The 24,481-nt window shown below is 58.7% G+C and carries 23 protein-coding genes and 1 riboswitch; of the genes, 13 read left to right on the forward strand and 10 right to left on the reverse strand.

Annotation, left to right across the window (positions count from 1 at the left end; genetic code table 11):
• Positions 1-24 precede the first annotated feature (24 nt).
• Positions 25-945: a LysR family transcriptional regulator gene (locus GS614_RS11670; RefSeq protein WP_152460431.1), complete on the forward strand. Its 921-nt coding sequence runs from the start codon at positions 25-27 to the stop codon at positions 943-945.
• Here the strand turns inward: GS614_RS11670 and GS614_RS11675 are convergent.
• Entirely contained in the window at positions 906-2,600 is a 1,695-nt protein-coding gene (locus GS614_RS11675; protein WP_171726349.1) for a thiamine pyrophosphate-binding protein, read from the reverse strand. The genes GS614_RS11670 and GS614_RS11675 overlap by 40 nt on opposite strands.
• 112 nt (positions 2,601-2,712) lie before the next feature.
• On the opposite strand from GS614_RS11675, the gene GS614_RS11680 reads away from it, so the two are divergent.
• Positions 2,713-3,417, forward strand: coding sequence for a GntR family transcriptional regulator (locus GS614_RS11680; RefSeq protein WP_171726350.1), 705 nt, complete (start codon positions 2,713-2,715; stop codon positions 3,415-3,417).
• Positions 3,414-4,130 (forward strand): aspartate/glutamate racemase family protein, encoded by a 717-nt coding sequence (locus tag GS614_RS11685; protein ID WP_171726351.1) that lies wholly within the window; start codon positions 3,414-3,416, stop codon positions 4,128-4,130. The genes GS614_RS11680 and GS614_RS11685 overlap by 4 nt, the downstream gene beginning before the upstream one ends.
• A 46-nt stretch (positions 4,131-4,176) precedes the next feature.
• Here the strand turns inward: GS614_RS11685 and GS614_RS11690 are convergent, their stop codons facing one another.
• From GS614_RS11690 to GS614_RS11705, 4 genes are all read right to left on the reverse strand, one after another.
• Positions 4,177-4,815, reverse strand: coding sequence for a hypothetical protein (locus GS614_RS11690; protein ID WP_371809398.1), 639 nt, complete (start codon positions 4,813-4,815; stop codon positions 4,177-4,179).
• A complete protein-coding gene (locus tag GS614_RS11695; protein ID WP_152460427.1) occupies positions 4,812-5,588 on the reverse strand; it encodes an ATP-binding cassette domain-containing protein in 777 nt (258 codons plus the stop codon). Before GS614_RS11695 ends, GS614_RS11690 begins: the two co-directional genes overlap by 4 nt.
• Entirely contained in the window at positions 5,588-6,661 is a 1,074-nt protein-coding gene (locus GS614_RS11700; RefSeq protein ID WP_171172710.1) for an ABC transporter permease, read from the reverse strand. The genes GS614_RS11695 and GS614_RS11700 overlap by 1 nt, the downstream gene beginning before the upstream one ends.
• A 108-nt stretch (positions 6,662-6,769) precedes the next feature.
• A complete protein-coding gene (locus tag GS614_RS11705) occupies positions 6,770-7,789 on the reverse strand; it encodes a sugar ABC transporter substrate-binding protein (RefSeq protein ID WP_152460425.1) in 1,020 nt (339 codons plus the stop codon).
• Between the two features lie 252 nt (positions 7,790-8,041).
• Between GS614_RS11705 and GS614_RS11710 the strand changes: the two genes are divergently transcribed.
• From GS614_RS11710 to GS614_RS11735, 6 genes are all read left to right on the forward strand, one after another.
• Positions 8,042-9,166 carry an ROK family transcriptional regulator gene (locus GS614_RS11710; protein ID WP_171726370.1) on the forward strand — a complete coding sequence of 375 codons (1,125 nt, stop codon included), beginning with the start codon at positions 8,042-8,044 and terminating at the stop codon, positions 9,164-9,166.
• Positions 9,167-9,288: 122 nt separating this feature from the next.
• Positions 9,289-9,488, forward strand: a riboswitch (cobalamin riboswitch).
• Between the two features lie 130 nt (positions 9,489-9,618).
• Entirely contained in the window at positions 9,619-10,404 is a 786-nt protein-coding gene (locus GS614_RS11715; RefSeq protein ID WP_171726352.1) for a DUF4198 domain-containing protein, read from the forward strand.
• 6 nt (positions 10,405-10,410) lie between these two features.
• Complete coding sequence (gene cbiM / locus GS614_RS11720) at positions 10,411-11,022, forward strand: cobalt transporter CbiM (protein WP_152460423.1); 612 nt, start codon at positions 10,411-10,413, stop codon at positions 11,020-11,022.
• A complete protein-coding gene (locus GS614_RS11725; protein ID WP_171726353.1) occupies positions 11,019-11,594 on the forward strand; it encodes a cobalt ABC transporter permease in 576 nt (191 codons plus the stop codon). The genes cbiM and GS614_RS11725 overlap by 4 nt, the downstream gene beginning before the upstream one ends.
• Positions 11,594-12,373, forward strand: a complete 780-nt coding sequence (cbiQ, locus tag GS614_RS11730) for a cobalt ECF transporter T component CbiQ (protein WP_171120848.1) — start codon at positions 11,594-11,596, stop codon at positions 12,371-12,373. Before GS614_RS11725 ends, cbiQ begins: the two co-directional genes overlap by 1 nt.
• A complete protein-coding gene (locus GS614_RS11735) occupies positions 12,370-13,020 on the forward strand; it encodes an energy-coupling factor ABC transporter ATP-binding protein (protein WP_171120850.1) in 651 nt (216 codons plus the stop codon). Before cbiQ ends, GS614_RS11735 begins: the two co-directional genes overlap by 4 nt.
• 104 nt (positions 13,021-13,124) lie before the next feature.
• On the opposite strand, the gene GS614_RS11740 is transcribed toward GS614_RS11735, so the two are convergent.
• The 5 genes from GS614_RS11740 to GS614_RS11760 form a co-directional block, all read right to left on the reverse strand.
• Positions 13,125-13,337, reverse strand: coding sequence for a hypothetical protein (locus GS614_RS11740; RefSeq protein ID WP_152460419.1), 213 nt, complete (start codon positions 13,335-13,337; stop codon positions 13,125-13,127).
• Positions 13,338-13,413: 76 nt separating this feature from the next.
• Positions 13,414-14,412 carry a hypothetical protein gene (locus GS614_RS11745; protein ID WP_171331933.1) on the reverse strand — a complete coding sequence of 333 codons (999 nt, stop codon included), beginning with the start codon at positions 14,410-14,412 and terminating at the stop codon, positions 13,414-13,416.
• On the reverse strand, positions 14,405-18,118 hold the full coding sequence (locus GS614_RS11750) for a hypothetical protein (RefSeq protein ID WP_171726354.1): 3,714 nt from the start codon (positions 18,116-18,118) through the stop codon (positions 14,405-14,407). Before GS614_RS11750 ends, GS614_RS11745 begins: the two co-directional genes overlap by 8 nt.
• A 177-nt stretch (positions 18,119-18,295) precedes the next feature.
• A complete protein-coding gene (locus GS614_RS11755; protein ID WP_171726355.1) occupies positions 18,296-19,141 on the reverse strand; it encodes a Rossmann-like and DUF2520 domain-containing protein in 846 nt (281 codons plus the stop codon).
• Between the two features lie 22 nt (positions 19,142-19,163).
• Entirely contained in the window at positions 19,164-19,793 is a 630-nt protein-coding gene (locus GS614_RS11760; RefSeq protein WP_224859546.1) for a response regulator transcription factor, read from the reverse strand.
• A 220-nt stretch (positions 19,794-20,013) separates the two neighbouring features.
• Between GS614_RS11760 and GS614_RS11765 the strand changes: the two genes are divergently transcribed.
• Genes GS614_RS11765 through GS614_RS11780 form a run of 4 tightly spaced genes read left to right on the forward strand, consistent with a single transcriptional unit; the run spans position 20,014 to position 24,325 of the window.
• Positions 20,014-21,255 carry an aminotransferase class V-fold PLP-dependent enzyme gene (locus GS614_RS11765; RefSeq protein ID WP_171726356.1) on the forward strand — a complete coding sequence of 414 codons (1,242 nt, stop codon included), beginning with the start codon at positions 20,014-20,016 and terminating at the stop codon, positions 21,253-21,255.
• Between the two features lie 15 nt (positions 21,256-21,270).
• The gene (locus GS614_RS11770) at positions 21,271-22,467 is read left to right on the forward strand and encodes a malate--CoA ligase subunit beta (RefSeq protein ID WP_171230724.1); all 1,197 of its coding nucleotides are present in this window, start codon (positions 21,271-21,273) and stop codon (positions 22,465-22,467) included.
• Positions 22,467-23,354, forward strand: a complete 888-nt coding sequence (gene sucD / locus GS614_RS11775; RefSeq protein WP_171120863.1) for a succinate--CoA ligase subunit alpha — start codon at positions 22,467-22,469, stop codon at positions 23,352-23,354. Before GS614_RS11770 ends, sucD begins: the two co-directional genes overlap by 1 nt.
• Positions 23,354-24,325 carry a D-glycerate dehydrogenase gene (locus tag GS614_RS11780; RefSeq protein WP_171726357.1) on the forward strand — a complete coding sequence of 324 codons (972 nt, stop codon included), beginning with the start codon at positions 23,354-23,356 and terminating at the stop codon, positions 24,323-24,325. Before sucD ends, GS614_RS11780 begins: the two co-directional genes overlap by 1 nt.
• Positions 24,326-24,481: the final 156 nt, after the last annotated feature.

Below are 24,481 nucleotides of genomic sequence, written 5' to 3' on the forward strand. Positions count from 1 at the left end.
TCAGAATAAATGATGCGGTAATCCATGTCCCTACGCTTTCGCCAGCTTCAAGCGTTTCACGCCATCATGGAAACCGGAACCGTAACCGGTGCGGCGTCGGTACTTGGGATATCCCAGCCTGGTATCAGCAATCTGTTGGCTCAGTTGGAACGCGAAGCGCGACTGCCTCTGTTCGAGCGCAACAAGGGCCGTTTGCTGCCCACCCCGGAAGCCGAGCTGCTGTTCCGCGAAGTCGACACGGTCGTGCGCGGGTTGGATCACGTGGCACAGGCCGTGACGGATTTGCAGAACAAACATCCCGGTCAATTGCAGGTTGCAGCTCCGCATCTTCTGTCATTTGGTTTCATGCCGCGCGAGATCGCTCGTTTTGCCAAAAGCCGCCCCAACCTGTCCGTCAGTTTCCAGTCGCAGTATTCATCCAAGATTCAGGAATGGGTGATTTCAGGCCTGTTTGAAATCGGCATCGTCGAGATGCCGATCCTGCACGACACTCTGAATTATCAGGTGTTTCAATTCGAAACACTTGCGACTTTTCCAGAAAACAGCCACTTGGCGGATTATGACGTTCTGACACCGGAATTACTGGAAAACGAGCCCTTCATCGTGATGGGCCCGGAACACCAAACCCACCGTCGAACCCGTGACATCTTTCAGGCATCCGGGCGCACGTGGCGGACACAGATTCACACGCACCTGTCCGAGAACCTGCTGAGTTTTGTGAAACAGGGCATGGGTGTTGCGATGATCGATCCCTTTACCGTGACGTTCGATGGTGAGAGCGGGTACAAGACCCGCCCGTTCAGGCCATCCGTCATGCTGGATCTTGCAATCATCACCGCAAAGGGGCGCCCCCTGTCCACGATTGCGCAGGAATTTCTGGCCCAGCTGACCCCGTCGATTGCCTCTTACGCGACCCATTCCGACACAGGTGCAGCGGCCTCGTGAAGCTGCTGCGAATGGATGTCGACCAATGTGGGGCCGTCATGTTCGACGGCCTGTTTCAGCACCTTCGGCAAGTCCTCAGGGTCTTTGACCGTCCATGATTTCACTCCGAAGGCGGCTGCGACGGCGGCGTGGTCAGTCCGGTTGAAATCGACGTTGTAATAGCGTTGATCAAACCCAGCATCCTGACCCGCCTTGATCCATCCGAAGACCGAGTTCGAGAAAACGATCGAGGTGATCGGCATTTTGTGCCGAACCATCGTTTCAAATTCACCGCAGGTGAACCCAAACGAACCATCGCCCATGACGGCCAGGGTCTTGACCGAGGGCCGGCCGACATGTGCACCCATGGCCGCCCCCAGAGAATAGCCCAGTGCTCCATGTGCGCGATTTGTTATGAAATGCCGCCCGGGTTGCCGCCAACGGTAATGCGCGCTGAAATAGGGGCAGGGGGTGCCGGGGTCAGCGACCACAATCGCATCGTCGTCCAGAATGTCCATCAGGGACGCCATGACAGCCTCTGGCCGGATCGGCATTTCCCGACTTGCAGCCAAGGGGTCAAACGCCGCCGCCTTGGCCTCCCACGCGGCGCGGGCCTTGGTTGCTCCGTCTTGTCCGTTCAGGTCTTGCCGGTCCTCCAGCGCTCGGGCCAATGCCTCAAGCGCGAGGCGGGCGTCAGCGCAGATCGCCACTTCGGTCTTATAGTTTGCGCCGATCACCATGGGGTCGCTGTCGATGTGAATGATCGTGGCGTTGCGCCCGGGGCTTCTCCACCGTTCGGTCGTGACCGAACCGGCGCGGCACCCGATGAACAGGACGACATCAGCCTGATCCACCACGTCGCGTGTCGCGGGGATGCCGCCGTTCGATCCGACGACACCCAGGGCCAGAGGATCGGTTTCGGCGATGGACCCTTGGCCTGAAACGGTTGTGGCGACGGGCATGTCCAACAGACCGGCGACGCGGCGCAACGCATCGGTTGCGCCGGACAGAACGGGGCCGCCGCCACAGACCGCGAAGGCGGTTTTGGCCCGGGCAAGAATGGCTGCGGCTGCTTCGATGGCATCAGGATCGGGGGCAGCCCGTTCGGCGGGATAGCTGCGATGCCGGTCGTCGGCCCAGATTTCCGCTTCGTCCACCTGTGCCTTCTGCGTATCAAACGGCAGCGCCAGATGGGTCGCGCCGGGTGTTCCCGTTGTCATCGCCCGGAATGCCGCACGAACCATGGCCGGAAGCCGGGCGGCATCATCCAGAGACGCGTTCCACTTCGTCAGTGGGCGGAACAACGCCGGCTGATCCAGTTCTGTCAAAGGGTATTTCCCGCGGCTGGTTGTCGCCACATCGGAGGTGATCGCCAGGATTGGAACCGAACTTTCATTGGCCTCGACCACACCCGGCAGAATGTAGGTTGCGCCACCGCCGGAAGGGCCTTCGCAAACGCCGGGCTTGCCTGTCACGCGGGCATAGCCATCCGCCATGTAGGCGGCGTGCCGTTCGTCGCGGGTCAGAATGTGCTGAATGCCGTGATCCACTCGGGCGAGCGCGTCATAGAACGGCAAGGTGGTATCGCCGCACAGGCCGAACATATGCGTCACGCCATGCGCCTCGAGCATACGCACCATCGCCTCGGCTCCGGTCAGGTAATTCGTCCCTGTCATGGTTCGCGATTCCTTCGAGTAATAATTGTACACATAACTGTATACAGACTTGCATATTGATTTCAAGAATTGAGTGTGGCACCTGTGAATCAACCGAAGAAGGGCATTGTTTATGGCGGGTCCACGCGTCGATGATATCTATGATCAGGTCAAAGCGATGGCGGTCTCCTTCCGCCTGCGCCCCGGTGACCGCCTGAACGAGGTCGCTCTGTCCAGGGATTTGGGCGTCAGTCGCACGCCGTTGCGAGAAGCGTTGAACCGTCTGGTTGCCGAACGGCTGTTCGATTTCCGCCCGGGGCAAGGATTCTTTTGCCGTTCCTTGGATGCGCAAAGCGTGTTCGACCTTTTCGAGCTGCGCCAGATCATCGAATCCGCGGCGGCCCGATCCGCCTGCGCCAGGGCGACCGATGAAGACCTGCAAATGCTGCGTGACGAACTTTACGAAACGGGCATCGACATCACCGGCCTGACGATCGAAGAGGCAGTTACCCGGGACGAAGCGTTCCATCTGGGGATCGCAAAGCTGTCAGGGAACATGGAGTTGTTGCAAACTCTGACGCGGATCAACGAGCGTATCCGCTATATCCGCTGGATTTCCATGAGCATGGACCGGGTGCAGAAGTCCAAGGACGAACATAAACACGTCATGCAGGCCCTGTTGGATCGGGACGCGGACGAGGCGGCCCGGGTTCTGGCGGCTCATATCACAAAACGAATGGATCAGGTTCAGGACGCTGTGCGTCACGGGATTACCAGAATCTACATGGAAGGGGCCGAAGACATCTCGACCCGCATTATCGAGGAGGCACAGGGATGATCGCGCAGGGCGGCAAATCCATTTATGGTGCATCGGTGGGAATCCTTATGCTGGACGCGCAATTCCCAAGAATTCCCGGTGACATGGGCAATGCACGGACATGGCCGTTTCCGGTGCTGTACCGCATCGTCCGGGACGCCTCGCCCGATCGGGTGGTCCGGCATCGGGCCGAAGGTATGCTCGAGGTCTTCATCGATGCCGCGCAAGAGCTGGTCAAAGACGGCGCGGATGGCATAACAACCAATTGCGGGTTCTTGTCCCTGTTCCAAAAGGAACTGGCCGAGGCCGTTCCGGTTCCCGTCGTCACCTCGTCCTTGATGCAGGTCGAAATGGTGAATCGCATCCTTCCCAAGGGAAAGCGCGCGGGCATTCTGACCATTTCGGCATCCACCCTGACCAGTGATCATCTTCAGGCCGCCAATGTCCCCTTGGATACGCCAATCGGCACAACCGAGGGTGGGCGGGAATTCACCCGCGCAATTCTTGGCAATGAACCGCATCTGAATGTTCAGAAAGCCCGGGAGGACAATGTCGAGGCCGCAATCGCGTTGGCCTCGGACCACCCCGAACTTGGGGCTATAGTTCTGGAGTGCACGAATATGTGCCCCTATGCGCCGGATATTCAGCAGGCGACCGGGCTGCCGGTGTTTTCAATCGTGTCTTTCGTGACTTGGTTCCAGGCCGGTCTTGTTCCGCCGGTGTACCGGAGCTGACCTCTGGCCTTTCATCAAGACGGATTGTATTGGCCGAATGCAAAACTCAAGCCAGTGTCAGATCTCCGGGTATCGAATTTCTGATCACGCGCTCTGCATTCGGAAGATCGTTCGACTGCGCACGGTCCTTGGCGGCATTGGCGTCCAGACCATGGCCGATCCATCTGTTGGTCAGGCGGGTTTCGAGTGTTTTCAAATCGGTGTCCAGAAATACCTTGAGTGCCCACAGTTGGTGAAGGTCCGACCAACCCGGCTCGTTCAAGAGAAGGTAATTGCCCTCAACCAGAACAACGCGCTGATCCGCCGTGATCATGGACCGCGCGGCAATGGCCAGATCCAGTTCCCGGTCAAACGCGGGTATTGCGACTTCTTCTTCCGCACGCAATCGATCAAGCAACGCATGAAAGCCGGCAAGATCAAAGGTTTCAGGAGATCCTTTGCGGTTCAGCAGGCCGCGATCCTTCAAGATCACGTTGTCATAGTGGAAGCCGTCCATGAAAACCAATCCGGTTGCGACGCCGCGCAGATTGAGCTCTTTGGTTGCAAGGCCCGCCGCGGTCGTTTTTCCCGAACCCGGCGGCCCGGCAATCGCGACAAGATGCCGGTCTTGCAGCGGCGGCAAGGCCTGGACGGCATCCGCGATTTTTCTTGCAAGCGCCTCGGGGGTGGCAAGTTTACCCGTCACGCGGCTTCGTCCTCGGCGGGCGGTTCCTTGGCACCAGTCATGAACGCCACTGCGTCGGACATCGTGTAATCCTTGGGATCAACGACGCAGAGGCGTTTGCCCAGCCGATGCACGTGAATTCGATCGGCGACCTCGAAAACATGTGGCATATTGTGGCTGATCAGGATGATCGGAATGCCGCGAGACTTCACGTCCAGGATCAGTTCAAGAACGCGCCGACTTTCCTTTACGCCCAATGCGGCGGTTGGTTCGTCCAGGATGATGACTTTTGATCCGAATGCCGCGGCACGTGCCACCGCAACACCCTGACGCTGACCCCCGGACAGAGTTTCGACGGCTTGATTGATGTTCTGGATCGTCATCAGGCCCAGTTCGCTCAGCTTGTCGCGGGCGAATTTCTCCATCGCCGGACGGTCGAGCATTCGGAACCATGATCCCAACGGCCCTTTGCGCCGAATCTCGCGCCCCATGAACATGTTGTCCGCAATCGACAGGGCAGGGGACATCGCAAGTGTCTGGTAAACCGTTTCAATGCCAGCTTCGCGCGCGTCAATCGGCGAATGAAAATTCACCTTCTGACCTTCCAGCCAGACTTCGCCCTCATCCGGCATCACCGCGCCGGACACCGCCTTGATCAGCGTTGATTTGCCTGCCCCGTTGTCGCCGATCACCGCCAGAATTTCACCCGGCATCAGATCGAAATCGCAATGGTCCAGTGCAGTCACCTTGCCATAGCGCTTCACAAGGTTCCGTCCTTTGAGAATAGGTTCCATCAGCCTGCCACCTTTCTGATCCACTGGTCGACCGCGACCGCTGCGATGATAAGGATGCCGATCAACAGGAACGTCCATTGCGCGTCAGCGCCCAGCAACCGAAGCCCAAGCGTGAAGACCCCGACGATCAACGCTCCGAACAATGATCCGAGAATGGACCCGCGGCCGCCGAACAGGGATATGCCCCCGATCACAACCGCCGTTATGCTTTCTATATTGGCCAACTGGCCTGATGTCGGAGACACTGATCCGATCCGGCCGATCAAAGCCCAGCCCGCAAAGGCACAGATCAGCCCGGACAACATGTAAACGGACATAAGCGTTCGGTGCACATTGACACCTGACAACTCGGCAGCTTCCGGGTCATCTCCGACCGCGTAAACATGCCTTCCCCATGCGGTGTGACGAAGGGCGTAGGAAAGCCCGAGGATCAGCACCAGCATGAAGATCACGCCGACGGTGAATACCGCCCCGCCCACGTTGAACTTGGCCCCGAAAAGTTGCAGAATTGCGGCGTTTTCTTCGATCTCCTGCGACCGGATTGTTTCGTTCTGAGAATACAGGAAGTTCGCCGCAAGAACGATTTGCCACATGCCAAGCGTCACGATGAACGGCGGCAGTTTGATGCGGCTGACCAGATACCCGTTCACCGCACCGATTGCGGTGCCAACGAAAAGGCCGCAAACAATCGCGACCGTTGGTGGCAGCCCATATCGGAAGGTGAACTGACCCATGACAACCGACGACATCACCATGATTGCCCCGACGCTCAGATCGATACCGGCGGTCAGGATGACGAGGCTTTGCGCCGCCGCCACGATCCCGACGATCTGAACCTGTTGCAGGATCAGGGTCAGCGCGAATGGCGAGAAGAACTTGGAGCCCAGCAAAGCCCCGAAAATGACGATGGCAGCGACAAGAACGATCAGCGGCACCAGAGAGGGGTTCACATGCAGAAAATGCTGAACCGTTCCGACGAACCCGCGGTGGTGATCGTCAAATTCGGCAATCTGTTCCGGGCTGCCTTTTGCAGCGGCTTCGAAGTCGTCTGATCGTCGTGAAGTATCGGACATAAAGGTTCCCCCAAAGCGTCAGGTTGCTGACGACTTTAGCAAGTTTTCGGGCGAATGGGTGGTTTGAAATGCGGAAGGCCGCCCTCTGCGGCCCTCCGGGTGGTCAGGTTAACCCCAGCAGAGGTCCATGCCTTCTTTGACCGAGATCGACTCGACGCCTTCGGCAGGCTTGTCCGTTACAAGCGCTACGCCGGTGTCAAAGAAATCCTTGCCAGGCGTGTTTTCAGGCTTCACGCCTTCGTCCGCCCATTTCTTGACGGCTTCAACACCCAGCGATGCCATCAACAGCGGGTATTGCTGCGACGTCGCACCGATAACACCATCGGCAACGTTTTGGACACCCGGGCAGCCTCCGTCCACGGAAACGATGAGCACGTCATTTTCGCGCCCGATGGCTTTCAGCGCCTCGTAGGCGCCTGCCGCGGCAGGCTCGTTGATGGTGTGAACAACGTTGATCGTGGGATCTTTGGCCAGAAGGTTTTCCATCGCGCGACGACCACCTTCTTCGTTGCCGGCAGTGACATCACTTCCGACAAGACGGGGGTCATCTTCATCACCGATTACGTTCGGGTCCGCCAGATCGACACCAAAGCCTTGCAGGAAGCCCTGATTGCGCAGCACGTCCACTGTCGGCTGGCTGACGGCAAGGTCCAATGTCGCAATTTTCGCGTCGTTGGCTGCGTCGCCCAGCGTGGCTTTGGCCCATTGTCCAATCAGCAGCCCGGCAAGGAAATTGTCCGTGGCAAAGGTCGCGTCAGCCGAGTCAATGGGTTCCAGCGGCGTATCCAGAGCGATAACCAGAACACCTGCATCCCGCGCCTGCTTCACGGCCGGAACGATGGATGATGTGTCCGAGGCCGTCAGCAGAATGCCTTTGGCGCCGTCCAGAATGCAGGTCTCAATGGCTTGCACCTGCGTTTCATGGTCACCGTCAACTTTGCCCGCAAAGGCTTTGAGCGTCATTCCCAGCTCTTCCGCTTTTGCAGTCGCACCTTCTTTCATTTTGACAAAGAACGGGTTGGTGTCCGTCTTGGTGATCAGGCAAACAGTTTCGCCTTCCGCCATTGCACTGCCAGCCATGGCAGTAACCCCGAGCGCAGCAGCACCCGCAAGTTTTGCAAGTTTCATCGATTATCCTCCCAGTTTTTTCTATGCCGAGTAGGGCACGAGGGCGATCAGGCAAAAATCCTGACCCCATAAGAAACAATCACAAGATTCGAATTTTGAGTCAATAAATAAATCACTCTTATTTATTATTGACAGTGCGGGCGGGCTTTCTCATTCTTCAGCAGGAAAGGGGTGGTCGTGCCGGAAAATTCATCTCGGAAAAATTCGATTGGCCTGCACGGGTCAGAGGTGCGCGGAACCAACCAAAGCGGGATGCGGGCCCGGAACGAACGGCTTGTATTGTCGCTTGTCCGGCGTCACCAGGCCCTTTCGAAGTCCGAGATCGCGCGCATGACCGGATTGTCGGCACAAACCGTTTCCGTCATCATGCGGCTGTTGGAGAAGGATGGTTTGCTTTTGCGCGGCGAACCGGTCCGCGGGAAAGTCGGGCAACCTTCTGTTCCCATGCGACTTAACCCGGATGGTGCCTTTTTCTTTGGGCTCAAGGTGGGGCGTCGCAGTGCCGAGTTGGTTTTGACTGACTTTGTCGGAAATGTGCGGCAACGCGATCGGCGAACCTATGACTATCCAACGCCGAAAGCCACTTTGGAGTTTTCCACTGAGAGTCTGGGCAAAATGATATCATCCATGTCGCCTGAGGCCAAAGGCAGGATTGCGGGACTTGGGATTGCCATGCCGTTCTACCTATGGGACTGGGCCCAGACCCTTCAGGTTCCTCAGGAAGAAATGGACCCGTGGCGCGTATCAGACCTGAAGGCTGACCTGGCGCGGCGCCTCGATATTCCGGTATTCCTGCAAAATGACGCCACTGCGGCTTGTGGGGCGGAATTGGTATTCGGTCCAGCCGATGGGCCCAGGGATTTCCTGTACTTCTATATCGGGTTTTTCATTGGCGGCGGTGTGGTCCTCAATGGCGCAATCTTTTCGGGGCGTGGAAACGCGGGCGCAATCGGCCCCTTGCCTGTGCCAGATGATGCCGGTGGTGTCAGACCCCTTATCGACGTGGCCAGCCTGTATGTGCTCGAGCGTGCAATCACCACAGCAGGTGTCACGTCGCATTCCATTTGGGAAACGACCCAGCGTTGGGATGTGCCAAAAGTTCAACTGGAATACTGGTTGAAACAGACGGCGAGCGGGATTGCCTATGCAATTGTCTCATCCTGTAGCCTGATAGATTTCGAATGCGTGAAGATTGACGGCTGGATGCCGCAGGACATCAAGGCGCGTTTGGTTGAAATGGTCGAAGACAAACTGTCTGAGCTAAACCTGACCGGTCTCGAGCGCCCTGCCGTGCTGGCAGGGGCCGTAGGCCCGGAAGCACGCTCACTGGGCGCGGCAAGCCTGCCGTTGTCGGAAAGGTATCTTTCAGAAGCCTAGATGTGAATTCACTCTGTTGCCTTGGATATTTCACAAACTGGTTCACTCTCGCAAACTGCCGAGCTCATTATTTTTCGATGGTCGTAACACATTTTCGTTGACGGAAGGCTGAGTTGTCTGGCAAGCCGCTCGGCATGTCCGGTTCCGGGGCTTACTCTGGAATCAAAAGGGAATGCGGTGCGGGCTCAGGCCCAATTCCGCAACTGCACCCGCAACTGTAAGCGGCGAGCAGGGCTGAAACGCCACTGGGGGTTGCCCGGGAAGGCCAGTCCAACGCTTTGACCCGCAAGTCAGGATACCTGCCGGACATGTGCCCTCTAACGGGCACTCCTAATCGGCGACGGGATGTGCGTCGGACCAGGATGCCTGAAAGGGTAATTTGGCGTTGAATGTCCCGTGGTCAAAACGAATTTCGCGCCGGGATTGGCGCGACGGGACAAGGACGACTGTTCATGAAAACGCTGCTCAGCGCAGCCGCTGCCGCGGTGGCTCTTCCTGCCATAGCAAATGCGCATTTCCTTTTGGAATACACCACCGAGACCATGATCGAGAAACCGGGCGATGTACCGGTCAAACTGATTTTCTGGCATCCGTTCGAGAATGGCCATGTCATGGATCTGGAAAAGCCGCAGGAATTCTATGTGATCCACAACGGTGAAAAGACCGATTTGCTGGACACGCTGGAACCTATCCGGTTCACCGGCGGGGAAAACGAGGGTGCGGCGTTCAAGGGCAGTGTCCCGGTCAAACGTTCGGGCGACTATGTGCTGGTGACGGTTCCTCAGCCTTATTATGAGGAATCCGAAGACATTTATATCCAACAGCTCACCAAAGCTTTCCTGAACCGCAACGAATTGCCGACCGACTGGATGAATCCCGTGGGTCTGCCGACCGAGATTATCCCGCTGAACAAGCCGACCAACATCATCGCGGGTTCGACTTTCACGGGCCGTGTGCTGGCTGATGGTCAGCCGGTTGCGGGGGCCGAGATCGAGATCGAGTACATGGCCGCCGAACCCGACATGGAAAGTTCGGCCGTTTCTGCACCGAAAGTGTCTCCTATGCCGGGTGGTGCGGTGGTCGCAATATCTGACGACAACGGGTACTTTTCGTTCGGCGTTCCGAAAGCCGGTTACTGGGGTTTCGCCGCCCTTGGTTCCGGTCCGGCAACCGAACATGAGGGCAAAGAACTCAGCCAGGATGCGGTCATCTGGATTCGTGCCTGGGATCTGGAGTAACCCCAAATGCACATCGTCGACGGAGCCCTTTCCAACCCGGTTGTAATTGGCGGCGCCATAGCCGCCGCGGGCGGGATCGCCATGGGTCTCAGGTCTCTGGATCTTGATCGCATCCCCACTGCGGGCGTGCTGTCAGCCAGTTTCTTCGTGGCATCCTTGATCCACGTGCCCATTGGTCCGTCGTCGGTCCATCTGATCCTCAACGGCATGGCCGGGCTGCTGCTTGGTTGGGCCGCATTCCCGGCTTTGTTCGTCGGGCTTTTGCTACAGGCGGTCTTTTTCGGCTTTGGCGGATTGACGGTGTTGGGGATCAACACCGTCAATATCGCCTTTCCCGCGGTGGTGGCCGGAATGTTGTTCGGTCGTCTGATCGCGCGTGGAACGCCTTTGCAAGGTGCAATTTGGGGGGGCGTCGGCGGCGCATTTGCGATTGCGGCGACAACCGGCATGGTCGCGTTTTCCTTGGCGCTGTCGGGGGATGAATTTCTGCCTGCCGCCAAGCTTGTTTTCTTCGCCCATATTCCTGTCATGGCCATCGAGGCGATTTTGACCGGGTTCGCCGTGTTGTTGGCGCGCAAGGTCAAGCCCGAGCTGTTTTTCAGAGGAGCAGCCACATGAAGCATCTGGTTGTCATATTGGCCGTGTGCTGCGCACCTGTGCCTGCCCTGGCGCACAAGGTCATAGCCGGCGTTTTCGAGTCGGGAGACGTCATCGAGGGCGAAATTGGCTTTTCTAACGGCGACATGGCAAACGGCACCGAGGTCATTGTCACCGGCCCGGATGGGGCCGAGCTGGGTCGATCGGTCACGGATGCGGACGGTTTTTTTGTCTACACGCCGACCTCGGCCGTGGCGCACACCTTCTTTGCCAACCTTGGCGCCGGGCATGTGGCCGAAGTCACGATGTCTGCCGAAGATGTCGCGCGGATCATGGGCGTTGCCGTGGCAGAAAACGGTGGCTCATCTTCGGCTGCTGTGACGCAGGCCAGCGGTTCGGCGGCGTCTCTCGGCGCCGAAGAGCAGCAGGTTATCGCCAAGGCCGTACGTAACGAATTGCGCCCGCTCAGGCGCGAGATTGCGGCCTATCGCGAACAGAATGACCTGCAAACCATCCTTGGCGGGATCGGGTACATCGTTGGTCTGTTTGGTCTGGGCTTTTACATGGCGGCCCGCCGCAAGCTGGCCTCCTGATGGCACACGTTCTGGGGCACAAGGAAAAAACACTGTCCGAAGCCGGTGACGGACCAGAAGGTCTGATCAGTCTGCTGGATCCTCGGATGCGGATCGTCATGGCAGTTGTTTTTGCGGTCGTGACCGTGGCGCTGTCATCCCTCGGCGCGCTTTGCGCGGCGCTGACAGTGTCGCTTTCGCTTCTGATAGTTTCACGTCTGCCGCGGCGAAAGACGTTGAAGCGAATGGCCATGATGGATGGGTTCATCCTGTTCATGCTGGTCCTGTTGCCCTTTTCCATGCCCGGGGATCCGATGTTCACGCTTTGGGGATTCTCCGCAAGCTGGCAGGGTTTTTGGAAAGCGGTCGAGATTGCCTTGACCGCCAATGCCGTGATCCTGTCCCTGTTGGTTTTGGTCGGGACGATGGAGCCGGTTACACTGGGCCACGCCCTGCATCGTCTGCGGTGCCCCGAAAAGCTGGTTTACCTGCTGATGTTCACGATCCGGTATATCGAGGTCTTGCGCGAAGAATACCTGCGGCTGCGCGCCGCCATGAAGGTGCGTGGTTTTCGGCCAGCAACAAACTGGCACACATATCGCAGCTTTGGCTACCTTGTGGGTATGATGCTTGTGCGCGCGATCGAAAGATCAGAACGCATCCTGGCCGCTATGAAGTGCCGGGGGTTTTCCGGGCGTATGCCGTTGCTTCAGGAATTTGCCCTGACCCGTGCGGACATTGTGTTTGCGGCAGGTTTCAGCGGTCTCTGCCTGGGTCTGATCGTTCTGGAATTCGCATGACACTGATCGCGCTTGAAGACATCTGTTTTTCCTACCCCGGCCAGCCACCCGTTCTGGACGGGGCAAGCCTGAGCCTGAGCGCGGGGCAGCGCCTGTCCCTGACAGGCCCGAACGGAGCGGGGAAATCGACGCTCCTGCGGATTTTGCTTGGGTTGCAGCGCCCGTGTTCAGGCACCGTCACCGTTTTTGGTCAGCAACGCGTGGAAGAGGCTGATTTCCATGAGGTCCGCCGCCGGGTGGGGCTTGTATTTCAGGATGCGGACGATCAGCTGTTCTGCCCGACCGTCGCCGAAGACGTTGCTTTTGGTCCGCTCAATCTGGGCAAGACCCGTGACGAAGCACTTGCCATCGTCGACAAAGTACTGGGCGATCTGGACCTGATGCACCTGAAGAACCGCATTACCCATAAATTGTCAGGCGGAGAAAAGCGTCTGGTGACCCTGGCGACGGTTCTGGCGATGGAACCCGAAGTGCTGTTGCTGGACGAACCGACGAATGCGTTGGATACGAAAAACGAAGCGCGCCTGCTGGAAATCCTGCGCGCGTTGCCACAGGCGATTTTGCTTGTCAGTCATTCGCCGGCGTTCCGCTTGGAACTGGCGCCCGATGAACTGGATCTTCGCGACGGGAAGCTGGTGCCGGTCTGACCTGTTCTCTTGGCAACCGGACATGGTGGTTTCAGATATGCAATCATACCGCCTGAGCCACGCCATGAAACGGAAAGCGAACCTTGTGCGTCGTCAGGCCCTGGCTATGTGCGCCTGCGGCTCATCAGCCCATATTTGACCGCCCATGCCCGAAAGGACCCGCGTCTGCGCCTGTCCTGTTTCACAGGTTGCCTGGATTGCGCACCGCCTTTGCGGTTGAATTCGAACACGTCGATTATCCGCTCGGCACAGCCACAGGCTTCGCCCATGCCGACTTTGGCGAAATAGAATTTCTCGAAACGCTCGGGGTTTTGCATGGCTGACCTCCTGAATGCATTGAACCTCATGAAGGGCGCATTGCCAATTCACTTTCCTGCGTTTCAGGCAGCCGTGCTATGGCGCCGCGAACTCGCTTCCTGTCCAGACATTGTCCAGTTGATTGAAGACCGGTGAGGTAATGAGCATTTCAGCGGAATAAAGCAGTTGCAGCTCATCCGCAAACCGCGTGACGCCCGGCACAAGCCCGGTGATGTTGCGCCATTCCGCCCAGGTTCCGGGATTTGACAGACTGGTCGGATTGCCGGGATCCGCGGGCTGGTGCCACCCGGCGGCGTTCAGCAGTGGTGTGAGCGCAAAGCGCGCATCGTTGCTGTCGACTTCGGTACAGGCAGAGGCATCGCATTCCCAACTTGTCCAGTTCGCCGCCGCGATGGTTCCGGCGATCGGTGCGGCGGCGTCGATGACCCGAGCCATAACCTCGAACCCGCCACCAGCCGTCGGACGGCTGAGCGACAAAGGATCAGTTGCCACGGCGTGCAAAGCCGCTGTTGGCGCCAGGCTGAGTGTCCGGCCGATCAGAGCCAGCTGCGCAGAGCCGTCTGTTGCGGGTGCAGACCCCGCAGCAGGCAGGACCCTGAAAGGTGTCAAAATCGGAACCGCGCCACCGCGGATTGTGATTTCCTGCACCGCATTGTCAAAGGCCGGAACAAAGTCGCTGCGGATCGTATAGGTCAACGGGAAGCTGGGTTGTTGCGGCCCCGCAGGTCGGGCACCGTCACGTGTGACAAAGGACAACGGTGGAACGGCACCGGGCTGTGGCAGCGAAATCTGCGGCCCTGCTATGCCCAGCGCGGCCGCGATCATGCGCGCGCGCTGTTCGGCCTCTCCATACTCGCTGAGCAGATTTATGTAGCCGCCGATCTCGGTGATGTTGCGCGGGGCCGGGATGCGGGATGGGGCAATGTCGCCAGCGATGGCCAGCCTGTGGGCTATAACCTCTCGGGCGCGCTGTATCGCCGGAGAATTGGTGGTTTCAAGAATATTGATGATGGCCTCGGCAAGGCTTTCATCGATGCCCGGTTCGGGAGTTGCATTTGTGCTGGTGTCACTCATCTTCGTCCTCCGCAGGGGCGCTCAGGCCATTGAGGAAATCCAGTACGGATTGGCTGCCGGCCTTGGTTGCGCTGCCGTCATCTGCATCTGTATTGGCTTTGGTAAAGGCCCCGAAAAGCTTGGCCAGAAGCAACGTGTTGGAAGGATTGGCCAGAGCCGCAGCGCCACCGGTGAAATCCTTGAACAGGTTTTGAACGAAACCGGTCCGGTTGCCATCCGGTTGCCCGCCAATCAGCGCAGAAACTCCCGAAGCGTTCTTGGCGATATCCTCAAACCCCTTGAGCTTTGCGGCATTGTCGGCAGCTGTCTTTTTCTTCTCGGCGGCCTGCTTTTTGGCTTCTTCCTCTTTGCGGGCCGCAGCGATCTCTTGCCCCTTGCCCGCCAGCTCAGTGGCCTTGCCGACAAGCTCTTTGGTCAGATCCGTCGCCGTGTCTATGGCCTTGTCCCGACCGGCGGCGACCGATTGCGTTTCAAGGGCCAGTTGCGCCTGCAACTCTTTCAGGCCGGTCAGATCGGTTCCCGCCCGTGCAAGATCAGGCGCGGCCTTGAGGATCTCGGCCAGTTGCGAAGTGGGCACGGCCTGGCCCGTGCCGATGTCGCCCCCTGCGATGGTAAGCGTGTTCGAAGGTTGATTGGCCGGCAGGTCCGATGGCGCACGGGTGCCAAAGATTGCATCACTGTCCGCGGGCAGGACCGGCGTGTCACCAACCGGGGGTGGCGTCGGGCTGTCCTGCCAGTTCCAGAAGCGGCGATGGTCGATCATCTCGCAGGAATTGCAGCGGCCCAGAACGGCCTCGCCCAACAGCCCCCGGGTCGGCAGCGAGATCGTGCGGCGCGGTGGCCGGAAGTCTTCCCGATGGAAGGCCAGCAGACTGTCCTGAATGTCGCCGGTCCGCATCTCCATTCTGTCGGCCAGATCGGGCGGGATCGAGAAGGGCATGATCATCGCATTGCCATAGAACCCCAGCACCTTGTTCTGGACCGTGCTGAGCAGCGATATTTCGCTTGAGGCGTCATCCAACCCGCCATCCGGCACGCCAATCGTGAAACGTTCCAGCAGGATGGCCCGTTCTTCATCCGTCATACTGGCCCAGATCACGCGAGAATAGCGAACGGTGTCGGCAACGATATGCTGATACATTTCTTCGATCCGCCGCAGATCACGGCGCGACAGCACATCCGGCACTTCCTGCACCGAATAGGGCAGGGTTGCAGGCAAAGCTTGGAATGTATTGTCGTCAACGATGGTCTGCGCGTCTTCATTCATGCGCGCTTCGAACTCGCTGATCATCGGCGCGCCGACCAGATCGTCGAAATCCGAGCCTGAAATCGTGGTGTGAAGGCTCCGGTTGATGTTGCGCGTGGCGCGATCCAGATCATCCGCATCTTCCAGGTTCGAGATATGTTCCCAAATGTTGAAGATGTTGATCGGGTCCGGGCCGGTATAGAATGAATAGGCAAAAGAGCCCGTCCGCCTGCGCAACTCGACGCGGGCGATGTCGGAACGTTCGACCGAGCGGGGCAACGCCACGGATCCGGTATAAGTCCGCCGGTTGGTTGGATCACGGCGCGCGTCAGCCAGCCGAACCAGCAGGTTTTCGCGTGTCTCGGCAGGCAAGTCATGCAGGTTGTCGATGTCGATCGGCGATCCGGTCAGAGGCACTGGCCCAACGCGATCGCCATCCTGCGTGAAGATCACCGCGGATATGTCATCATTGGGCATGAAAGTGCCCTGAGCCTCGAAGCTGACGATGTCCTGCGCGACACCCGGAGCATTCTGCGGTGTCGCGTCCTTGTCCGCGTAAAACTCTTCCAACAGTTTGAGGGCGGTGCGGAATCTGCGACGGTTTCGGAACACCCGGCGGAAAACGTCTGCGTGGCGCAGGATCACTTTGTATCGATGCAGCAATCCTGACCGGTTGACATTGCCCGGCAATTGATCGCCTTGCCCCAAACGGCGAAAGCGGATGAGCTGCATGGGAACGAAGACGACCAATTGCACGCCTTCGATCCGCGTTTCCAGGGAAAAGTCGCGCAGAACTTCGAACCATTGCATCGTCATTGCATGACAGTGGTTGCGGTTGGCCACGAATTTTGTCGTCGCCGTCCGCCGATCACTTGCCGTGGCTGTGCGAACGCTGGTTCGGGCCGAACTTCGCTTGACCGAAGCGGCCCGTTCCAGCGCAGCCGAGAATGTCTCGTGCGTGTCTGACAGAAAATCGCGGGACGTGTTCTGCGTGTTGGACGAACTGCCTGACGAGTTGGAGCTGGAACGCGCGCCGCTGAAACCGACTCCGCCCACTATGGCCCCGATGCCGCCGAACAGACCGCCACCAATGCCACCGGCGCCCCCGAAGCTTTTTGTGAACGCCTTGGTCGAGAAAGAGGATGTTCCCCGGATCACTTCGTCCAGCGCGGTTTCGAATGTGCTGTCGAAAGAGGTATCGCGCGCCTCTTCGAATTCCTGTTGTTCCTCGAAGGTCAGGCTTTCGCGTTCGCGCACGGTCAGGGTTTCGCGCTGTTCCGACACGACGATCCGTTGTTCCTCGCCCGGGGCAAGCGGCAGGGAATAGACCAGACGCCCCAATGACATTCCGGCGTGAACGGCGGTTGAACGCATCTTGGCGATATAGCCAAGCGCCAGGCTGGAAGCTTTTGGCACATCCTGCGGGCGCTGTTCCAGGTCTTCGAAAAAATCCTCGATATCAATGGGTTCGTCAATCGGTATCCGATCTCGGAAATCCCAGTCTCCGCCGTCATTATTGAATGCGCTCAACAGTGTTTCGGCAGAAAGATTGGCCTGCGCAAAGGTGCCGCCCGGAATTGTCGTGACAAAGCGATTGCCGCCAACGGAGCGGGTGCGAACGATGTTTTTCGGTCCGACAAGCGGGTCGATTAGCCGATAAAGAACCGAATAACGCCGCCGCGAAACCGTGCCTCCTTCGGTTCGGTATTCCGAAGCGCAATCACCTTCGCCCAGCACGATGGGCGCCTGCGTGCCGGTGAAATCGGATATGTTTTCTTCCGCATCCTCGGGATCCACCGGCAGAATATCGGCAAGCTCACCCAGGATCGAGCGCTGCAAAGGGAGGACGGTGCGATCCAGCACCACAAGTCCCAGTTCGCCATCCAATGCATCAATGCGCGGCACTGCTTCGGTCAGAGTGGTGTTCTGCCCCCGGATCCGCAATCTGAGTCCATTTTGCGGCAGGCGCAGATTGGGCAGATCCAGCGAAAACAGGCCCCGCGCATCCGTTACGGCGGCTTTTACAGCCCAGGAAAAATCCGCGTTGTCGATGCCTTCACTGGCGGTAAAGGTTGGGCGCAGCGCTTCAACGATTACCCGCTCGGCAGGGGTGCCGTCGGGATTGATCAGTTCACCGCGCAGTTTCGGGGCAAGGGTTGGGACGACAGCGCCCAGAAACCCGTCGGTCAGATCCTTGCGTATGGTTTCGAGCTGACGAAAGACTGCACCGGTGGCCTGCACGCGCTGATCGACCAGATCGTTGATCACCTCGGCAGACAGGTCAATGCCTACACCACGGCGCAGCGCCTTGAGCTTCTCGGCTTCGACGCGCCTGAGATCGTCAAGGCTGTCAGCCGTAAAACCGGCCGATCCCGAGAGTTCCGCCGAGATCGTGGGATTTGGTCGAGAGATCGGAAGGGACAGCGTAATGCGCGGGGGCTCACTGCTGGAGTCGGACATGAAGTCACCTCGTAGGAAAGCGCTGCAAGAAACTGAGTGCCGGGAAAATTCAAATCTCGAAAGTTGACCCAACGTAACATGTTTCAGGGATTCGCAAAAGAAACGCCCGGGCCCCCCTTTTCCGCGACGCGTTTCGAACGCAGGATCCAAAATGCCTTTCAGCAATGGATCTGGCGATTACTTCGTGAAACCGGTTGCCTTCAGCTTCTGCGCCAGCAGGCTCATTTGCTTGTAAATTTCACCTGCATCGCGGTGCCACGCCGCTACATCCGCGCCCTGCTGGGCAACGACCTCTGAGTCCCCTCTTGCCGCCGGACCGGTCAGGGCAGATTGTGGGCCAAGTAGGTCGACGTTTTCGACTGTGCTGCTCAACAAACCAGCGTTGAGCTTGCGGGCAGTTTCGTCCGGCACGCCCGCCTCGGCCCACGCTTCGCGGGCGATGGCCTGCAAGACAACGGCGAAGTTGTTCGATATCACAGCGGCTGCATGATACAGGCTTTTGCTTTCAGACCGGATGGGAAAACAGGTGGCTCCCAATCCCTCCAGAAGCGGCTGAATGAACGCTGCGGCGTCTTCGTCGCCTTCCAACCCGCACAATGCCTCTTTGAATTGCGCAGCAGCGGCCTGTGGATCGGCGAAAGACAGGACGGGATGAACGCTGGCCAGAGACCATGAGAGGCTTCGCAACGGCGCCAGTTGCTCGGCAGGAAAATAGCCGCTGCAATGGAACGCCACTGAAGGCTTTCCGGTTCTTTCTTGGTTCTCGAACGCCTCTTTCAATTCGTGGGCCACCGCAGAAATTTGCGTGTCGGGCACCGAGAGGATCCACAGATCAGCTGGCCGCAAATCGGCATAACTTGCTGCAACGCGCCCGGTTTTGGACAACTGGGCAGCTTCATTTGCCGACTGAAAGGATGTGCTCAGAATATCCTGGATCCGGCAGCCATCAGTGCCATCCAGAAGGCTGATCAGCGTTTTGCCGACCCGCCCGGCACCGACAACGTTAATTTTGATTTCAGTCATCTGGGCTCTCTGTTCTTGTCGTCTAGTCCGCCCCACGGTGGGACGAATAGAAAAACGCAATCGCTTGAGTTCTGTTTTTGACGTTCAGCTTCTCATAGATATTGGACAGGTGAAATTTGACCGTGTTGGTGGATATCTGAAGCTCCTTGGACAGTTCCCGGTTCGACATGCCTTGTGCCAAAGCCTCCAAAATGGCGCGTTCCTTGCGCGACAGGCTTTGAATCGGATCCTGTTTCATCTTCCGGACGTCGATGAAAGGAAACACCATCTTGCCTGCTGCCACTTCGGCGCAGGTCTCAAGAAGGCCTTCGACCTCGCCCGAGCGGGCAGCAAATCCAGCGGCACCCGCCTGCATGGCCAATCGCGGAACATCTCCGGAGGCATCGCCATAGATGACAAAGCGCGGTGCATCGGCCTGATCGCGCAACACCTCGATCAATTTGGCGGCGCCCAGGGCCGGAAGCGTCCAGTCCACGACGCCGACCTGAACAGGTATCCGCATCACCGTACCCAGAAACCCTTCCGCCGTTGCCGAAGTGGCGACCAGAGAGAATCGCGGATCACGTTCGAAAATTTCCGACATGGCCGAAAGCACCAGCGGGTTGCTGTCCGCAAGCATGATGTCGATGGGTTTGTCCGATGTCTCAACCATATGATTTTGCCCATATTTTACAAAATACTACCCAAAAGGGTGGGGTAGATTTCGGTATACCGTCGTATTTTTGCCAAAACGGGTAGGTAATTACCCACACTATTAGCCATCCAAAAGCAGTAGTAAGTTACGTTGCGCCATCCGGCAAGCTCGCGTTTTCTGATCGGTATCTTGAACCATCAGGCCGCAATGCCCGGCCAACAGCCGAGGATGTCAGACCATGACCTTTCAGATTTTCCCTCCGCTCGAAATTCCCGAGACCCTTGCCGCAGGGCCGGGGCCGGGCAATACAGATGTGCGTATCCTGAAAGCCTTCGCCGGCGCAGGGGTCGCCGATCACATGCAGGGCGACGTCCTCAGGGGCATGATCGAATGCAAGCACATGCTGCGGAAAATCTGGGGCACACGGAACGCTTACACCTTCGCTGTCGCGGGTACCGGCTGGAGCGCTCTGGACACCATGTTCTCGGCCGTCATGCCCGGTGACAAGGTCGTGGCCTTCACCAATGGCACATTTTCGGGGATCGACGCGCTGACGCTGCGGATCAAGGCGGCAACGCCCGCCGAGCACGCGGCCAGCCCGCTTGACCCGCAGGCGGCGAGTGTCACGGTGGTCGAGGTTCCACATGGCCAGCCGGTGACGGCTGAACTGGTTGAAGCGACTCTGGCCGAACACAAGCCGAAATGGGCCTTCATGGCGCATTGGGAAACCGGATCAGGCAGGGTGAACGATCTGCGCGGTTTCTCGGAGGCATGTGAACGTCATGGCGCCATGGGGCTGATCGATGCGGTCTCGTCACTGGGTGTCGAAGACTTTGCGATCGATGACTATCCGGGTGTGGCAGGCTGGGCATCCTGTCCGCAGAAAGGCCTGTGCTGCCTGCCGCTGACCTATGCCCCTGTCAGCTTTACCGATGCCTATATCGAGGCGCTGGAATCCACAGGTGCTTATACCTATGTGCACAATCCGATCTTCGAGGCCCGCCACTGGGGCATCGTCGATGGGCAGGACGTGGAAAAGGGCACCTATCACCGGACCCATTCCGGATATGCGGTTGCGGCGTTCCACGAGTCATTGCGCCTGACCTTGCAGGAAGGTCTGGCCAAGCGGTCGATGTCTTACCGGACGCATGAAAAGGTTCTTCGGGACGCGGTGACCGAGATGGGGTGCGAGGTCACCTCGGACATGCCCAGCCTGATCGTGCTCAACCTGCCTTCCGCGCTTTCTGGCCGCGAGATGGAACTGGTGCAGAACTGCCGCGCCCGCGGGTTTGGCATCTGGCCCACCTTGAGCGAACCGGTGCAGGTGCGCATCGGCATCCTCAATCAATTGAATCGCGAGGTCGTCAGCCAGATCGTACGCCTGTTCGCCGAAGCCATTCGTGAGCTGGGCCGAGAGGTCGATCAAGACGCGATCGAAGCTCTTCTGGAAAGCCGTTATGGCACTTCGATAGCTGCGTAAACAGGAGCACACCAGATGGATATCCACGAATACCAGGCGAAAGAAGTTCTTTCGAAATTCGGCGTCGACGTGCCCGCGGGCGCGCTTGCCTACAGTCCCGAACAGGCGGCCTATCGGGCGCGCGAACTGGGGGGCGACAAATGGATTGTCAAGGCGCAGGTCCATGCGGGCGGGCGCGGCAAGGCCGGAGGGGTCAAGCTCTGCAACAGCGAAAATGAAATCTACAAGGCTTGCGATGATCTGTTCGGTCGCAAGCTGGTCACGCATCAGACAGGTCCTGAAGGCAAAGGCATCTATCGTGTCTATGTCGAAGCCGCCGTGCCGATTGATCGCGAAATCTACCTTGGCTTTGTTCTGGACCGCTCCAGCCAGCGGGTGATGATCGTCGCCTCGTCCGAAGGCGGGATGGAGATCGAGGATATCTCGGCCGACCGCCCCGACAGCATTGTCAGGTCCATCGTGGAACCGGCCGTCGGGCTTCAGGAGTTTCAGGCCCGTGAAATTGCCTTCAATCTTGGGGTTGAAGCCAAACTGATCCAGCAAATGGTGCGGACGTTGCAGGGCTGTTATGCCGCCTTCAGCAATCTTGACGCCACGATGGTTGAAATCAACCCGCTGGTCATCACCGGTGATGATCGGGTGCTGGCGCTGGATGCCAAGATGAGCTTTGACGACAACGCCCTGTTTCGCCACCCCCAGATCGCCGAACTGCGCGACAAGAGCCAGGAAGACCCGCGCGAAAGCCGCGCTGCGGATCGCGGGCTGTCTTATGTCGGGCTTGACGGCAATATCGGCTGCATCGTCAACGGCGCCGGTCTGGCGATGGCCACCATGGACACGATCAAGCTGGCAGGCGGCGAGCCTGCAAATTTCCTCGACATCGGCGGTGGCGCGTCGCCTGAACGGGTGGCCAAGGCGTTCCGGCTGGTCCTGTCGGATGACAATGTTCAGGCCATTCTGGTCAACATCTTCGCCGGTATCAACCGCTGCGACTGGGTGGCTGAAGGAGTCGTTCAGGCGTTGAAGGAACTAGACCTCGATATTCCCGTCGTCGTGCGGCTGGCCGGAACGAATGTCGAAGAAGGCCAGAAGATCCTGGCCAAGTCCGGATTGCCGATCATTCGCGCCACGACGCTGATGGAGGCGGCAGAACGCGCTGTGGGCGCGTGGAAAAACGACCTTACTCAGGGCACCAAAATGAGGGTTGTGTAATGAGCATTCTTCTCGATCGTGACACGCGTGTCATCGTGCAGGGCATCACTGGGCGCATGGCGCGGTTCCACACCAAGGACATGTTGAACTATGGCACGAACGTGGTGGGTGGCGTCGTGCCCGGCAAGGGGGGCGAAACCGTCGAAGGCGTTCCGGTTTTTGACACCGTCAAACAGGCCGTCGAAGCCACCGGCGCCGATGCCAGCCTGGTCTTCGTACCGCCCCCGTTTGCGGCGGATTCCATCATGGAGGCCGCCGATGCGGGCATCCGCTATTGCGTCTGCATCACCGACGGCATTCCGGCACAGGACATGATCCGGGTGAAACGGTACATGTATCGCTATCCGAAAGAGAAACGCATGGTTCTGACCGGTCCGAACTGTGCCGGCACCATCTCGCCCGGAAAGGCGTTGTTGGGCATCATGCCGGGGCATATCTATCTTCCAGGAAATGTAGGGATCATCGGCCGTTCGGGGACATTGGGATATGAGGCGGCGGCCCAGTTGAAAGAGCGCGGGATCGGCGTTTCGACCAGTGTCGGAATCGGGGGCGACCCGATCAACGGATCGTCCTTCAAGGACATCCTTCAACGGTTTGAAGACGACGAAGACACGCATGTCATCGCCATGATCGGCGAAATCGGAGGCCCGCAGGAAGCGGAAGCCGCCGAATATATCCGCGACCACATCTCCAAACCCGTGATCGCCTATGTCGCCGGTCTGACCGCTCCGAAAGGCCGCACCATGGGGCACGCGGGGGCGATCATCTCGGCCTTCGGCGAAAGCGCCAGCGAAAAGGTCGAGATCCTGTCCGCCGCAGGTGTCACCGTGGCCGAAAACCCTGCAGTGATCGGTGAGACGATCGCCCGCGTGATGGAGGCTGCGTGATGGTCAAACCTTCGGTTCTGGTTACCCGTCGCTGGCCTGCTGCCGTCGAGGCGCAGCTGGCCGAGAACTACAACACCGTATTGAACACCGGCGACAAACCCATGTCCCCGGCTGAAATCCGGCAAGCGTTGAAATCCTATGACGCCGTGCTGCCCACCGTAACGGACACGCTGAGCGCCGAGGCACTGGATGTGCCGGGTGTGCAGACGAAAATCCTTGCCAATTACGGCGTCGGCTACAGCCATATCTGCGAGCCCTTGGCACGCGAGTTGGGTATGACCGTGACCAACACGCCCGACGTTCTGTCCGAATGCACCGCCGATATCGCCATGACGCTGCTGTTGATGGTGGCGCGTCGGGCGGGTGAGGGCGAACGCGAGTTGCGTGCAGGTCAGTGGACAGGATGGCGGCCCACGCATCTGGTCGGAACCAAGGTCAGCGGCAAGACACTGGGCATCATCGGATATGGCCGCATCGGACAGGAGATGGCCCGCCGTGCGCATCACGGGTTCGGCATGGACGTGCTGGTTTGCAACCGTAGCGCCGTATCGCCCAATGTTCTCGCCGAATGCAACGCAAGACAGGTGGACACCATCGATGACCTGCTGCCGCAATGTGACTTCGTTTCACTGCACTGTCCGGGCGGCGCAGCCAACCGCCATCTGATCAATTCGCGCAGACTTGGCCTGATGAAGCCTGACGCTTTCCTGATCAACACCGCACGGGGCGAAGTGATCGATGAATGGGCGCTGATCCAGGCGTTGATGTTCGACATGATCGGCGGCGCTGCATTGGATGTTTTCGATGGTGAACCGCGGGTCAGCCCGGATCTGTTGCAATGCGACAACCTCGTCATGCTGCCGCATCTGGGCAGCGCAACCCGCGAAGCGCGCGAGGCGATGGGGTTTCGGGTTCTCGACAACCTGAGCGATTTCTTCGAAGGCCGTGAACCTCGGGACCGCGTGATCTGAGGCCACCTTCAAACATCACGCAATGGCGTCCAACGCAGCCGTGGCTGCATTGCGTTCCTCTACAAGGAGATATGACCCGTGAATGCCCCGCACCGTTCAGACGGATTTTTCACCCAGTCCCTTTCTGATCGTGATCCCGAGCTTTTTGGCTCGATC

This window comes from Ruegeria sp. HKCCD6604, from assembly GCF_013110635.1.
In the GTDB taxonomy this organism is placed as follows: domain Bacteria; phylum Pseudomonadota; class Alphaproteobacteria; order Rhodobacterales; family Rhodobacteraceae; genus Ruegeria.